The sequence below is a fragment of the Mycobacterium sp. HUMS_12744610 genome, assembly GCF_041206865.1.
Lineage (GTDB): Bacteria > Actinomycetota > Actinomycetes > Mycobacteriales > Mycobacteriaceae > Mycobacterium > Mycobacterium servetii.
Genome location: NZ_JBGEDP010000001.1, coordinates 3726080 through 3739297 on the forward strand (window position 1 = coordinate 3726080; position 13218 = coordinate 3739297).

Here is a 13218-nt window from a genome sequence, read left to right on the forward strand (position 1 = left end):
CGCACTGGCTTCACGCTCGCGGGTGGAAGACGGGTCACTGGCCCAGGTCGTAGCCCAGCCGCTCGGCCAGCTTGTGCAGCAGGCCGATCGCGGCGTCGGCGATCACCGTGCCGGGCGGGAAGATCGCGGCGGCCCCGGCGGCATAGAGCTCGTCGAAGTCGCCGGGCGGGATGACCCCGCCGACCACGATCATGATGTCGGGCCGGCCCACCTGCACCAGCGCGTCGCGCAGCGCCGGCACCAGCGTCAGGTGGCCCGCGGCCAGCGAGGACACCCCGATGACGTGCACGTCGTTGTCGGCGGCCTGACGGGCCACCTCCTCGGGGGTGGAGAACAGCGAGCCGACGTCGACGTCGAAGCCGATGTCGGCGAACGCCGTCGCGATCACCTTCTGGCCGCGGTCGTGGCCGTCCTGCCCCATCTTGGCCACCAGGATCCGGGGCCGGCGGCCGTCGGCCTCGGCGAACTTCTCGACCAACTCGGTTGCGGTGGCGATGTTGGTGGCCTTTCCGGCTTCGTCACGGTAGACCCCGGCGATGGTACGGATCTCCGCCTGGTGCCGCCCGTACACCTTCTCCAGGGCGTCGGAGATCTCCCCGACGGTCGCTTTGGCCCGCGCCGCGGCGATGGACAGCGCCAGCAGGTTGTTGCCCAGCCCGTCCGCACCGGCGCGGCCGTGGGCGGCGGCCGCGCGCGTCAGCTCGGCCAGGGCGGCGTCGCAGGCCGCCTGGTCCCGGCTCGCCCGCAACTCCCGCAGCTTGGCCAGCTGCTCGGCGCGCACCCGGCTGTTCTCGACCTTGAGGACCTCGATCTCGGTGTCCTCGTCGACCTGGTACTTGTTGACCCCGATCACCGGCTGCTGACCCGAGTCGATGCGGGCCTGGGTGCGGGCGGCGGCCTCCTCGATGCGCATCTTGGGGATGCCCTCGCTGATGGCCTGGGCCATCCCGCCGTACTCGGCGATCTCGGTCAGGTGCGCACGAGCCTTCTGCGCGAGCCGGTGGGTCAGCCACTCCACGTAATACGAACCGCCCCAGGGGTCAATCGGGCGGGTGGTGCCCGACTCCTGCTGCAACAACAACTGGGTGTTGCGGGCGATGCGCGCCGAGAAATCCGTCGGCAGGGCCAGCGCCTCGTCGAGGGCGTTGGTGTGCAGCGACTGGGTGTGGCCCTGGGTGGCGGCCATCGCCTCGATGCAGGTGCGCGCCACGTTGTTGAAGGCGTCCTGGGCGGTCAGCGACCAGCCCGAGGTCTGCGAGTGTGTGCGCAGCGAAAGCGATTTGGGGTTCTTCGCGCCGAACCCGGCGACCAGCTCGCTCCACAGCAGTCGCCCGGCGCGCAGCTTGGCGACCTCCATGAAGAAGTTCATCCCGATACCCCAGAAGAACGACAGCCGGGGCGCGAACTTGTCGATGTCCAGCTCGGCGTCCAGGCCGGCCTTGATGTAGTCCACCCCGTCGGCCAGCGTGTAGGCCAACTCCAAATCGGCTGTGGCACCGGCCTCTTGGATGTGGTAGCCGGAGATCGAGATGGAGTTGAACTTCGGCATCTTGGCGCTGGTGTAGGCGAAGATGTCGGAGATGATGCGCATCGACGGCTTGGGCGGATAGATGTAGGTGTTGCGCACCATGAACTCTTTGAGGATGTCGTTCTGGATGGTGCCGGCCAGCTTCTCCGGCGGCACCCCCTGCTCCTCGGCGGCCACCACGTACAGCGCCAGGATCGGCAGCACGGCCCCGTTCATCGTCATCGACACGCTGACCGCCGACAGGTCGATGCCGTCGAACAGCTGCCGCATGTCGAGGATGGAATCGATTGCCACACCGGCCATTCCGACGTCACCCTGAACGCGCGGGTGGTCGGAGTCGTAGCCGCGGTGAGTGGCCAGGTCGAAGGCCACCGACAGGCCCTTCTGGCCGGCGGCCAGGTTGCGCCGGTAGAACGCGTTGGAGTCCGCCGCGGTGGAGAACCCGGCGTACTGGCGAATCGTCCAGGGCTGGTTGACGTACATCGTCGGGTAGGGCCCGCGGATGAACGGCGGCTCGCCGGGGAAGCTGTGCAGCGGATACCCCTCGGCCTGCGCGGCGGCGCGGTCGGCGGCGACGTAGACCGGCTTGACGTCGATGCCCTCCGGGGTGTGCCAGCTGTCGTCCCGATCCACCGCGGCGGCCGGTGGCCGCCCGGCGCGGTCGCCCTGCAGCGGGACGTCGGCGAAACTGCCGATCACTGAGGTGCTTGCGGTCATCGCGGCTACGCCCCCAATCGGGTGAGCAGATTCGACAGGGCTTCGACCGCATCGATTTTCGCGGTCAGGTACTCGTCGGGCCGGGGCTCGGCATCGCCCATCGCCTTCTCCGGCCCGGCTAGGTACACCCTCGCCACGCCGGCGCCGCGGGCCGCCGCCACGACGCCCGCCGCCTCCTCCCCGTAGCGCTTGTCGGTGCCACAGATGACCGCCACCTCCGAAGAACCGGCGTCGGACACGGCCTGCGCGACACCGGCGGCGTCGAGCGGCCCGGGGTTGACCGCCTCGATCCCGCCGGAGGCCAGCAGGTTGGCGGCGAACGTCGCCCGGATGTTGTGCTCGGCCAGCGGGCCCAGCGGCAACAGCAGCGCCCGCGGGCGGGCGCCGGTACGGGCCAGGAAGGAATCCGAGCGGTCCCGCAGCGCCTCGAACGCGGCGGCGTAGCGGGCCACCGTCGGCGTCGAATCCTGTTGCGGCAGAGCCGCCTCGGCCAGGTTCGGGAACTCGTTGACGCCGGTGATCGCGGTGCGGCGGTGCGCGATGTCCTCGGCGCGGCGCGCGGCCACCGCGGCGATCTGCCCGGCGAGGTAGCCGCGGGCGTCGGCGAACCCGCCGCGGGACTCGATCTCCTGGAAGTGCCCCCAGGCGTCGCGGGCCAGCTCGTCGGTGAGTTCTTCGACGAACCACGAGCCGCCGGCGGGATCCAGCACCCGCCCGACGTGGGACTCCTCGAGCAGCAGCAGTTGGGTGTTGCGCGCGATGCGGCGCGCGAAGCTGGCCGATACGCCCGGGAAGCCGGCCGGGATCGCGACGTCGAACGGGTGCACCAGGACGGTGTCGGCGCCGCCGACACCCGCGGCGAACGCGGCCACCGTGGTGCGCAGCATGTTCACCCACGGGTCGCGCTGGGTCATCATCGGCAGCGAGGTCTCGGCGTGCAGCACCGCCGCGCCGCCGTCGGCGTCACCGGCCACCTCGGCGACCCGCGCCCACAGCCGGCGAACGGCCCGCAGCTTGGCGATCGTCATGAACTGGTCGTCGTCGGCAGCCAGCCGGAAGCTGATCTGGCGCAGCGCGTCGCCGACCGGGATCCCCGATTCGACGAGCATCCGCAGGTAGGCCACCGCGGCCGCCAGGCTGCCGGCCAGTTCCCACGCCGCGCTGGCGCCCAGGTTGTGAAAGGCCGGTCCGTCGACGGTGATCGCCCGCACGCCGCGGCGCCCGGCTGTCCGGCCCGCGACCGCCATCACGTCCTCCACCGGGCACGACGGCCGGCCACCCAGCGCCGCGCTCAGCGGGTCGGCGCCCAGGTCCACCGCCGGCGTCGCGCCGGCATCCAGCCGGTCGACCAGCTCCAGCACCGCGTCGCAGGCCGCCGCATAGTCGGCGCCCGCGTCCAGGATCAGCGGCGCCAGGTCCAGGTGCACGCCGGCGAGCAGGCCGCCGAGCTGCCCGGGTGCCACGCCGGACTCCCCCACCCGGACCAGCAGCGCGCTGACCCCGTCGTTGAGCGCGGCCAGCACCGCCGCGTTGCCGTCGTCGGCGCCGGGCCTGGGGAACACCTCGGCGACCTTCCAGCCGGCGTTGACGTCGCGCGCCGCGTCGCCACCGCGCACGTAGGGCCACTCGCCGGGCAGCGGCGGCTCGGGCAGCTCGTCGAAGGCGGTGTAGAGCGCCCGGACGGCAAACCCGTCATAGGTCGGGGTGTCCAGCGAGCGCTCGGGTTCCTCACCCAGCTCCGCGGGGTCACGCCGGGCGCTCTTGGCCAGCACACCCGCGACCGCGGTGCGCCAGCGCGCCAGCGCTTCCTGACCGGCTGCTGGTTCGGCAGGTACCTCCGTTGGTACGTCCACGGACACCGACTGCTCCTGTAATCGCAGGAATTGGCAATCTTCCCCATCCCGGGTCGCCACTTGCTAACCAGGCTAATTGATCGGCTGCGGCCCTCCCGCGGGGAGGTCGCCATCGCGAAACGCCAGACTCGGGCAACGCGATATTCACCCGCGGCCCGTAACCTTTGAAGACGTGACGGCCCCCGCCACCGGCAAATCCACCGGCGTCCTGCGCAGCGTCGGATGCGCGCTGGGCGCGACCGCGCGTCAGCTGTCCCGGCCGCGCGCCGTCGCGACGGCGCTCGGCATCGGCGTCGTGGTGGCGGTGGCGCTGCTGGTGCCGCTACCGACCGCGGTGCAGGTGCGCGACTGGGCGCAAACCGTGGGACCGTGGTTCCCGCTGGCGTTTCTGACCGCGCACGTCGTCGCCACCGTGGTGCCGATTCCCCGCACGGCGTTCACGCTGGCCGCCGGGCTGCTGTTCGGCCCGCTGCTGGGCGTGCTGATCGCGGTGTCCGCCAGCGCCGCCAGCGCGGTGATCGCCCTGCTGCTGGTACGCGCCGCGGGATGGCAACTGGGCCGCCTGGTTCGCCACGGCGCGGTCGACAAGGTGGACACGCGCCTGCGGGAGCGGGGCTGGCCGGCGGTATTGTCGCTGCGGCTGATTCCCGTCGTACCCTTCTCCGCGCTGAACTACGCCGCCGGCGCGTCGGCCGTGCGGGTGCTGCCGTTCGCGGTGGCCACCGTCGCCGGCCTGCTGCCCGGCACCGTCGCCGTGGTGGTCCTCGGCGACGCGCTGGCCGGTCACCCCGACCCGCTGCTGTATCTGGTGTCGCTGTGCACGACCGCCCTGGGGCTGCTGGGGCTGGTGTTCGAGGTTCGCCACTACCGGCGTCAGCACCGCCACGAGCCTGCCGTCGGCCGCTGAGCGAACCGCACTTTTAGCGCCCCGGCATCGAGATCCGCGGTGGCAACCCGGCCAATCCGCACGCGGGATGCTCGGTTCCGGTGGAGTTCTCCTGGCAGAGTTGGTGCAGCCCTGGCTGGACAGGTGGCACCTGACCGCCGTCGTCACGCTCCCTCGCCCAGGGGCAGGGTGAGCACGAACTGCGCCCCGCCCTCGCGCGGCAGACACACCAGCTCGCCGCCGTGCGCGCGGGCCAGGGCACGGACGATCGGCAGGCCCAGGCCGGCGCCGCCGTGATCGTAGGCGCGGCCGGCATCCAGGCGCACCAGCCGCTCGAAGATGCGTTCGCGCTCGGCGTCGGGAACACCGGGTCCGGTGTCGGTGACGGTCACCCAGGCGGCGCCGTCGCTGACGGCGACGTCGATGTGGATGGCACCCCCGCCCGGGGTGTGCCGGCGCGCGTTGTCGAGCAGATTAGCCATGATCTGGGCGAGCCGCGTCGAGTCCGCGGTGACGGCGAGCTCGCTCAGGCCGGTACGGATCACGGTGAGCTGCGGCGCCAGCAGCGTGGTCCGGTCCGCTTCGGCGTCCACGACGGCCGCCAGGTCGACGTCTGCGACCTGCAGCGGAATCCCGGCGTCGATGCGACTCAGATCCAGCATGTCGGCGACGAGGCGCCCGGCGCGACGGGCGTCCGCCAGCAGCAGGCCCGCCCTGCGGTACTGCCCGCGCGCGGCGGGGTCCTCCCGGTGCCGGACGGCGCTGCCGGCGATCTGTTCGGCCGCCGCCTGCATGCCGGCGATCGGGGTGCGCAGCTCGTGGGCGGCGTCGGCGAGGAACTGCCGGGTCGCCGCCTCGGCGCGCCTGGCCGTGTCGGCGGCCTGCCGGGCCTGCCGCTCGGAGGTCTCCAAAGCGTCCAGCATCCGGTCGAACGCGCCCGCGGCGCGGCCCAATTCGGTGTCGGCGCGGTCCGGATGCAGGCGACGGCCCCGGTCCCCGGTGGTGATGTCGTCGGCCAGCGCGGTGAGCCGGTCCAACGGCCGCAGCGCTGCCCGGCTGACCGCGACCACCAGCAGCGCCGCCAACAGCAGGGTGGCCAGGCCGGCCCCGATCATCAGCCCGCGCAGCTGGCGGGTCACCTGCGTGGTCTGCGTGGTGTCGGCGACCAGGACGAGCCGGGAGCCGCCGGGCAGGGGGTGCACCACGACGGTCGCGGTGGCATCCGGCGGTGGTGGCGGCGGGGGCGGCCAGGGGGGCATGCCGGGCGGGGGCGGGCCGTGCGGCGGCGGAGGGGGCGGCCCGGGCGGCGGCACGAAGGCGCCGGCGCGGGCGTCGGGACTGATGCCCCGGTCGCCGTAGGTGGCGCCGTCGGCGGTGACCAGCAACGCCCGCACACCACCCCCGTTGAGCTCGGCGGCCAGCAGCTCCGGCGGCGTCCGCGCGGCCGTCAACGCGTCGGCGCGGGACGTCGCGGCCAGCAACCGGTCGTGCAGGTTCCGGCGGGCCAGAACCCCCAGGCTCACGTCGAGGGTGGCACCGAGGAGCACCAGCAGGCCGGCCAGCAACGCCAGCAGCACCACCGTCACCCGGCGCTGCAGCGACGGCGTCGGCGTCGTCACGGCCGCTGCGGCTGCAGGCGGTAGCCGATACCGCGGACGGTGTGCAGGATGCGCGGCCCGTGGGCCTCGAGTTTGCGCCTCAGGCCGCTGACATGGACCTGCACCAGGTTGGGGTCGTAGGCGTCATAGCCCCACACGGCGTTGAGGATCTGCCCGGCGTTGACGATGCCGCCGCGCTGCTCGACGAGGAAGGTCAGCAACCGCAGCTCGGTGCCCGTCAGCTCCAGCCGGTGCCCGCCGCGCGCGGCCACGCCGGCCTCGACGTCCAGCACCAGGTCGCCCACCTGGACGACCCGCGGCAACCGTCCGCGCCGGCGCAGCACCGCGCCGACGCGCGACACCAGTTCGGCGAGCTCGAAGGGTTTGACGACGTAGTCGTCGGCACCGCCGTCCAGGCCGCGCAGCCGGTCCTGCAGGGCGTCGCGGGCCGTGATCAGCACGATCCCGATGTCTCCCCACTCGTGGATCACGTCGATGAGCGCGAACCCGTCGCGCCCCGGCAGCATCACGTCGAGCACCACCAGGTCGGGCCGCAGCCCGTCGAGGGCGTCCTCCAACTCGTCGCCGTCGCGGCGGGCGTCGGTGTGGTAGCCGACCTCGGTGAGCGCCTCGCTGACCATCTCGCGGATCGTCCGGGAGTCTTCGACCACCAGCACCCGCGGGGTGCCCGCAGTGAGCCGATCGCCCGCCCCCAGCAAATCGGCCATGCCCTATTTGTAGTGCCCCTTTCTGGGATTGGGCTGAAGATCGGCATGCATCTGTTCTGCTGCTATCGCTGCTAATATGCATGCATGGTGGCCATCACGATCCGCGGCATCCCCGACGACGTCCGCGACGAATTGGCCGCGCGTGCCGCCCGGTCGGGCCAGTCCCTGCAGGAATACCTGCGCGGCCTGCTCGTCGCGACAGCGGCCAAGCCGACGGCACGCGACGTCGTCGCCCGGGCCCGCGCGCGGGTGAACGCGACCGGCGTGCGATTCGACGCGGACGCCATCCTCGCCGCCAAAGAATCCGATCGCCGGTGAGCGAGCGCGTCGTCTGCGATGCCTCGGCCATGGTCGCCGTCCTGCTGGATTCCGGCAGCGACGGCCTGTGGGCGACGGCACAGCTGACAGACGCCGAACTGGTGGCGCCCGCGGTGTTTCCGTTCGAATGCGGCAACGTCATCAGGCGGGCCGAACTCGCCGCGGCGATCGGCGCCGACCAGGCCGCGCAGGCCCACGCCGACCTGCTCGACCTACCGGTGGACCTGTGGCCGTACGAGTTGCTGGCGGCCCGGGTGTGGGAGCTGCGAGCGAACCTGTCCTGTTACGACGCCGCCTACGTCGCGCTCGCCGAGCTCCTGGCCGCCCCGCTGGTGACGCTGGACCGGCGGATCGCGCGGGCACCGGGCATCGCCTGCGCGGTGTCGGTTCCCGACGACAACTGACGCAACTTCTTCAGACCCACTTCAGGTCCGGCTCCTAACGTCCGGGCACATGAGCACCGAAGACAACGACCACAACCCCGCAGTCACCCCGGCACCCATTCCTGCACCCGCCGCCGCCCCACCGCGCGAGCCACGCCGCCACTCCACGCCCGTGGTGGTCGGCGCCGCCGTGGCGGGCGCGCTGGTCGGCGCGGTCGGCACCGTCGCGGCGATCGCCTTCGCCTGGATCATCAGCGCCGGGCCACCCGGACCACCGCCCCCGCCGCCGCTGCTGGCCCCGCAGCTGCATCCCGGCCCCCCGCCGCCGCCGATGCCGGGACTCACGTCCGACGGCTTCGGCTTCGGGCCGCCCGGACCGGCCGGGCCGCCGCGGGGCTTCCGGCCACCACCACCGCCACCGCCGGGCGGGCCGCCGGCCCCGGCCCAGCCGCCGGCCCCGCACAGCTGAGCACGCCGACCTGCGCGCCTCAGCGCGGGGCCGGCCGCGCGTCGCGCTGTTTCCCGACCAGTGCGCGCGCCTCCTCCTCGCTTTCGACCGCAGGCCCCGAGCCCGGCAGCCGCTTGCCGGCCACCTCGGGGGTGAAGAACAGCGTCGCGGCGCCGACCAGCCCGGCGAACATCAGGATGTAGGCCGGCATCAGCGCGTTGCCGGTGGCGGAGACCAGCGACTCGGCGATCAGCGGGGTTGGCCCGCCGAAGGCAGAGACCGCGATGTTGTAGGCGACGGACACCGCACCGTAGCGGACGTTGGTCGGGAACAGGGACGGCAGCGTCGCCGGCTCGACGCTGTTGAAGCACAGCAGGGTCAGCCCCACGATCAGCACGCCCGCGAACTTCGTCGGGTAGCCACCCGCGCGCATCAACAGGAACGCCGGTATCGACGCCGTCATGAGCAGGACGCAGCCGGTCCACATCAGGGGTTTGACGCCGACGCGGTCGGACAGCCTCGCCACGAACACCACCACGGCCATCAGGATGACCAGCACCATCAGCAGCATCACCAGCGCCGGGTTGTCCGGCAGGCCCACGGTCTTCTTCAGGTACGTGGGCAGGTATCCGGTGGTCATGTAGCTGACGACGCTGATCGTCAGCTCCAGACAGACGCACAGCACCAGCGCCTTCCCCTGCCCCAGCACCGTCTTGCGGAACTGTTCACGACCAGAGGTTGTGCGCTCGTCCTCACCCATCTCCTCGTAGTCGGGCGACTCTTCGATGCGCAGCCGCATCAGCAGCGCCGCCAGGCCCAGCGGCGCGCCGAGAAAGTACGGGAGGCGCCAGCCCCAGCTGGTCATGTCCGAGGTCGACAGCAGGACCTGCAGCGCCGTCACCAGGCCCGCACCCGCGACGTAGCCGCTCAGCGTGCCCATCGGCAGAAACCCGGCCATCATGCCGCGTTTTCGGTCCGGGGCGTGTTCGTCGACGTAGGTCATGGCGCCCGCGAACTCCCCGCCGGTGGACAACCCCTGACAGACGCGGATGAGGACGAGCAGGATCGGCGCCCAGGCCCCGACGGTGCCGTAGCCCGGCAACAGGCCGGTCGCGGTCGTGCTCGCCGCCATGAGCACGATGGTGATCATCAATACCCTCTTGCGCCCGATGCGATCGCCCAAGGGGCCGAAGATGAATCCGCCGAGGGGCCGCACCCCGAACGCCGCGGTCAACGTGCCGAATGTGGCGATCAGGTTGCCGGTGCTGGAGGTGTTGCCGGGATAGAAGACCTGCGCCAGCGTGGTCGCCGTGTAGCTGTAGAGGCTGAAGTCGTACCACTCCATGAAGTTGCCGATCGCGGTGCCCTGGATGGAGCGGTGCGCCGCATCCATGTCGGCGACCCGAATTTCGTCCCGCGACCATCTTTTCGTTCTCATCGAGCGGTGACGTACCCGCCACGGGCGGGGTCTACGCGTTCGCGTGGATCACGGCCGCTCAAACTGCGAGGATGGCACGAATGTCGGCAAACTCCCTTCGCGGCAGGCTGGGTGGACGTCTGCTCCGGTCGCGGCGGCTGATGCGCGCACCGATCTGGATCTTCAAGGCCCGCGCGGGCGCAGCTCCGGCCCGTGCTGGAGACGACGCTCGGCGTTCCGATCACCGAGACGGGCACGCCGCTACCGCTGGTCGAGTTGCGTCTCGACTAGCTGCGGTCGGGTCCCTTGACCGTCATGACGGCGAAGGTGGTCAAAAACGCCGCAGCCGGCAGGGTGTTGACGATCTTGTCCCGCGCCCGGATGTGCGCACCGACCGCCAGGACGAAATACAGCGTCAGCATCGCCGTGGTCAGCCTGGCCAGCGCCGGGAACCGGCTCACCGACAGCAGGCCGATCGCGGCGGCGGCCTTGACCACCGGCAGCACCGGCCGCACGCTCTCGGGGACATCGAGGTCGTCGAGGATTTTCTTGATCGGGGCTACCGGGATGGCGCAGGCCACCGCATCGCCGGCATGGAACGCGGCAAGCGCCGCATATGTTTTCGGGGAAGTCAGCACGCTCATGTGCAGATCCTATTGCGCGGCGCCGGCGGCGCCGGCGGCAACGGCGGCGGCCTGCTATAACCGGCGACCGACGCCGACACGGCACGCTCTCGTCCCGCGCGCCGATCTGTTGACTATTGGCCCAATTCCGGCGGCCGGTGACCCTCCACCGGCTTCTGCGCAATCGCCTCGGCCCTGGCCACCGCCCGCGCGATCGCCGGATCAGTCTCAGTCGAAAACCAGTCGGCGACCTCGGCGTCATCGGTCTCGCGCTGCGGCGCCTCGTCAACCGGCGACGGCTCGAACCGGAACACCCCGTCCTCGCCCGGCTTGCCCAGCATCCGGGTGAAACCCTGCAGCGCGGCGTTGAAGTCGCTGGGCACCACCCACACCTTGTTGGCGTCACCGCGCGCCATCTCCGGCAGCGTCTGCAGGTACTGGTAGGCCAGCAACTCCGGGGTGGGCCGCGCGGCCTTGATCGCGGCGAACGTCTTCTCGATGGCCTTGGCCTGCCCCTGCGCCTGCAGGTAGGCCGCGGCGCGCTCGCCCTGGGCGCGCAGCATGCGGGACTGCCGGTCGGCCTCGGCGGCAAGGATCGCGGCCTGCTTGGCGCCCTCGGCGGCCAGGATCTGCGCCTGCTTCTGCCCCTCGGCCTCCTTGATCGACGACTCCCGCATGCCTTCGGCGGTCAGAATCATGGCCCGCTTCTCGCGGTCGGCCTTCATCTGCTTCTCCATCGAGGCCTGGATCGACGGCGGTGGGTCGATGCTGCGCAACTCGACCCGCGCCACCCGCAGGCCCCACCGGTTGGTGGCCTCGTCGAGCACGCCGCGGAGCTGGGCGTTGATCACCTCGCGGGAGGTCAGGGTCTCCTCCAGCGTCATGCCGCCGACGACGTTGCGCAGCGTGGTGGTGGTGAGCTGCTCGACCCCGACGATGTAGTTGCTGATCTCGTACACGGCCGCCTGCGGACTGGTGACCTGAAAGTAGACCACGGTGTCGATGTTGAGGGTCAGGTTGTCCTCGGTGATCACCGGCTGCGGCGGGAACGACACCACCCGCTCGCGCAAATCCACCCGCGCGCGCACGCGGTCGATGAACGGAACCAACAGGGTCAGCTGACCGCTGACCGTGCGGCTGTACCGGCCCAGCCGTTCGATCACCGCCGCCTCGGCCTGCGGGATGAGCGCGACCGACTTGGCCACCACGACGACGGCGAAGATCACCAAAACCACCAGCAACACCAGGCCGGCTACCGCTCCTTGCACCGGAGTTCCTTTCTCTCGCAGCGTCTGTCGAACGCCGTCACGCGGTCCTGAACACCACCGCGGTGGCGCCGTCGATGTGCACGACGGTGACCGACTCCCCCGGTTCGTAGACATCGCCGTCGTTCAGCGGCCGGGCCGTCCACACCTGGCCGTCGAGCTTGACCTGGCCCGCATCGCGGGCCACCCGGTCGAGCACCAGCGCATTCTTGCCCTCCAGCGCCTGGATGCCCAGCTGCGGCGCCCGGGGCGTCAGCTTGCGCCGCAGCGCCGGCCGGACCAGCACCAGCAGCAGGACCGAGACGATCAGGAACACCAGCCCGTCGGCCCAGATCGGCCAGTCCGCCAGCCAGGAGACCGCCGAGGCAGCCAGCGCGCCGCCACCGAGCATGAGCAGGAACATGTCGCCGGTGAGGGCCTCCGCGCCGGAGAGCACCAGTGCGAAGATCAGCCAGAGCGCCGCGCCGGGCATGCGGCCAGAATACGCGTGATCGGCCGATGCGGGACAAAGCAACTACACTGCGACATCGTGTGGTGTCCCAGTGTTTCGCTGTCCCTGTGGGGCAACGCCTGGCTCGCGGGCAAGGCCGCGCCCGATGACGTCCTGGACGCGTTATCCCTCTGGGCGCCAAAGCAATCCGTGACCGCGTATGATGCGGTCGCCGCGGGCCACACCGGCCTGCCCTGGCCCGACGTCAACGACGCCGGGGCGGTGTCGCTGTTGCAGACCCTGCGCACGGCGGTGGGGCGCCCGGCGGGTGGTCCCGGCGGTCTGCGCGGCAGCATCAACGTGCTGCTGCCGGTGCCCGGCGACGTGCGGGGGCTGGCCGCCGGAACCCAGTTTCAGCGCGACGCCCTGGCCGCGGGCGAGGCGATCATCGTTGCCGGCCCCGGCGCTCCCGGCAGCACCGTCGGACTGGTGCCCGAGTTCGGCTACGGCGACTTCGAGGACGCCGACGACGACGCGGGCCTGCCCGAATCGTCCGCGCTGTCCTGGACGGTCTACTCGCTGCCCGGTGTGCCGGTGCCGCATCACCACGACCTCGGTGACGCCGAGTACTCGCTGCGCTCGGCCGTGCGGTCGGCCGCCGACGCGCTGGGCACCCTCGGTCTCGGGTCGGCATCGTCCGACGTCGACGACCCGCGCGGGCTCGTCGAGCAGCTGCTGGAATCCACACGGCAGCACCGGATTCCCGACCATGCACCGTCACGCGCACTGCGGGTGCTGGAGAACGCCGCGCACGTCGACGCCATCATCGCGGTCAGCGCCGGGCTCAGCCGATTGTCGGACTCCCCCCGGGGCGGGTTCGCCGGGCTGGAACCGATCGCGGCGCAATCCTCCTCCGAGTCCCGCATCGCCAACGACGCGCTGCTGCCGCTGAACGCGGTGGTGCGTTCGGCGCGGATGGCCGCCGTCACCGCGATCCTGCACTCGGCGTGGACGGAGTGAGGGT

At 71.6% G+C, this 13218-nt stretch carries 13 protein-coding genes and 1 pseudogene; 6 read left to right on the forward strand and 8 right to left on the reverse strand.

All coding sequences use genetic code 11. From position 1 onward, the window contains the following. Positions 1–34: 34 nt before the first annotated feature. Together scpA and mutA are read right to left on the reverse strand one after the other, a co-directional pair. Positions 35–2245, reverse strand: a complete 2211-nt coding sequence (gene scpA, locus AB8998_RS17840) for a methylmalonyl-CoA mutase (protein WP_369739096.1) — start codon at positions 2243–2245, stop codon at positions 35–37. A 5-nt stretch (positions 2246–2250) separates the two neighbouring features. Then, on the reverse strand, positions 2251–4104 hold the full coding sequence (mutA, locus tag AB8998_RS17845; RefSeq protein ID WP_369739097.1) for a methylmalonyl-CoA mutase small subunit: 1854 nt from the start codon (positions 4102–4104) through the stop codon (positions 2251–2253). Positions 4105–4270: 166 nt separating this feature from the next. Here mutA and AB8998_RS17850 point away from each other — a divergent pair, with 166 nt between their 5' ends. Beyond that, positions 4271–5005 (forward strand): TVP38/TMEM64 family protein, encoded by a 735-nt coding sequence (locus AB8998_RS17850; RefSeq protein WP_369739098.1) that lies wholly within the window; start codon positions 4271–4273, stop codon positions 5003–5005. A 143-nt stretch (positions 5006–5148) separates the two neighbouring features. Here AB8998_RS17850 and AB8998_RS17855 read toward each other — a convergent pair whose 3' ends face one another. Both AB8998_RS17855 and AB8998_RS17860 read right to left on the reverse strand, forming a co-directional pair. Then, complete coding sequence (locus AB8998_RS17855; RefSeq protein WP_369739099.1) at positions 5149–6603, reverse strand: sensor histidine kinase; 1455 nt, start codon at positions 6601–6603, stop codon at positions 5149–5151. Then, positions 6600–7310, reverse strand: a complete 711-nt coding sequence (locus tag AB8998_RS17860) for a response regulator transcription factor (RefSeq protein WP_369739100.1) — start codon at positions 7308–7310, stop codon at positions 6600–6602. The genes AB8998_RS17855 and AB8998_RS17860 overlap by 4 nt, the downstream gene beginning before the upstream one ends. Positions 7311–7394: 84 nt before the next feature. Here AB8998_RS17860 and AB8998_RS17865 point away from each other — a divergent pair, with 84 nt between their 5' ends. The 3 genes from AB8998_RS17865 to AB8998_RS17875 are packed head-to-tail and all read left to right on the forward strand — an operon-like array spanning position 7395 to position 8480. Then, a complete protein-coding gene (locus AB8998_RS17865) occupies positions 7395–7628 on the forward strand; it encodes a FitA-like ribbon-helix-helix domain-containing protein (RefSeq protein WP_369739101.1) in 234 nt (77 codons plus the stop codon). Further along, complete coding sequence (locus AB8998_RS17870) at positions 7625–8032, forward strand: type II toxin-antitoxin system VapC family toxin (RefSeq protein ID WP_369739102.1); 408 nt, start codon at positions 7625–7627, stop codon at positions 8030–8032. The genes AB8998_RS17865 and AB8998_RS17870 overlap by 4 nt, the downstream gene beginning before the upstream one ends. Positions 8033–8081: 49 nt before the next feature. After that, the gene (locus AB8998_RS17875) at positions 8082–8480 is read left to right on the forward strand and encodes a hypothetical protein (protein ID WP_369739103.1); all 399 of its coding nucleotides are present in this window, start codon (positions 8082–8084) and stop codon (positions 8478–8480) included. Positions 8481–8499: 19 nt separating this feature from the next. On the opposite strand, the gene AB8998_RS17880 is transcribed toward AB8998_RS17875, so the two are convergent. Then, positions 8500–9852: an MFS transporter gene (locus AB8998_RS17880; protein WP_369741630.1), complete on the reverse strand. Its 1353-nt coding sequence runs from the start codon at positions 9850–9852 to the stop codon at positions 8500–8502. A gap of 225 nt (positions 9853–10077) precedes the next feature. Here AB8998_RS17880 and AB8998_RS17885 point away from each other — a divergent pair. Next, positions 10078–10167, forward strand: a pseudogene (locus tag AB8998_RS17885) (nitroreductase family deazaflavin-dependent oxidoreductase); the annotation flags it as partial. On the opposite strand, the gene AB8998_RS17890 reads toward AB8998_RS17885, so the two are convergent. From AB8998_RS17890 to AB8998_RS17900, 3 genes are all read right to left on the reverse strand, one after another. Then, on the reverse strand, positions 10164–10520 hold the full coding sequence (locus AB8998_RS17890) for a DoxX family protein (protein WP_369739104.1): 357 nt from the start codon (positions 10518–10520) through the stop codon (positions 10164–10166). The pseudogene AB8998_RS17885 and the gene AB8998_RS17890 overlap by 4 nt on opposite strands. A gap of 113 nt (positions 10521–10633) precedes the next feature. Beyond that, complete coding sequence (locus AB8998_RS17895) at positions 10634–11767, reverse strand: SPFH domain-containing protein (protein WP_369739105.1); 1134 nt, start codon at positions 11765–11767, stop codon at positions 10634–10636. Between the two features lie 37 nt (positions 11768–11804). Then, the gene (locus tag AB8998_RS17900) at positions 11805–12236 is read right to left on the reverse strand and encodes an NfeD family protein (protein WP_369739106.1); all 432 of its coding nucleotides are present in this window, start codon (positions 12234–12236) and stop codon (positions 11805–11807) included. A gap of 57 nt (positions 12237–12293) precedes the next feature. Between AB8998_RS17900 and AB8998_RS17905 the strand changes: the two genes are divergently transcribed. After that, positions 12294–13214, forward strand: coding sequence for a hypothetical protein (locus tag AB8998_RS17905; RefSeq protein WP_369739107.1), 921 nt, complete (start codon positions 12294–12296; stop codon positions 13212–13214). The last annotated feature ends 4 nt before the right edge of the window (positions 13215–13218 follow it).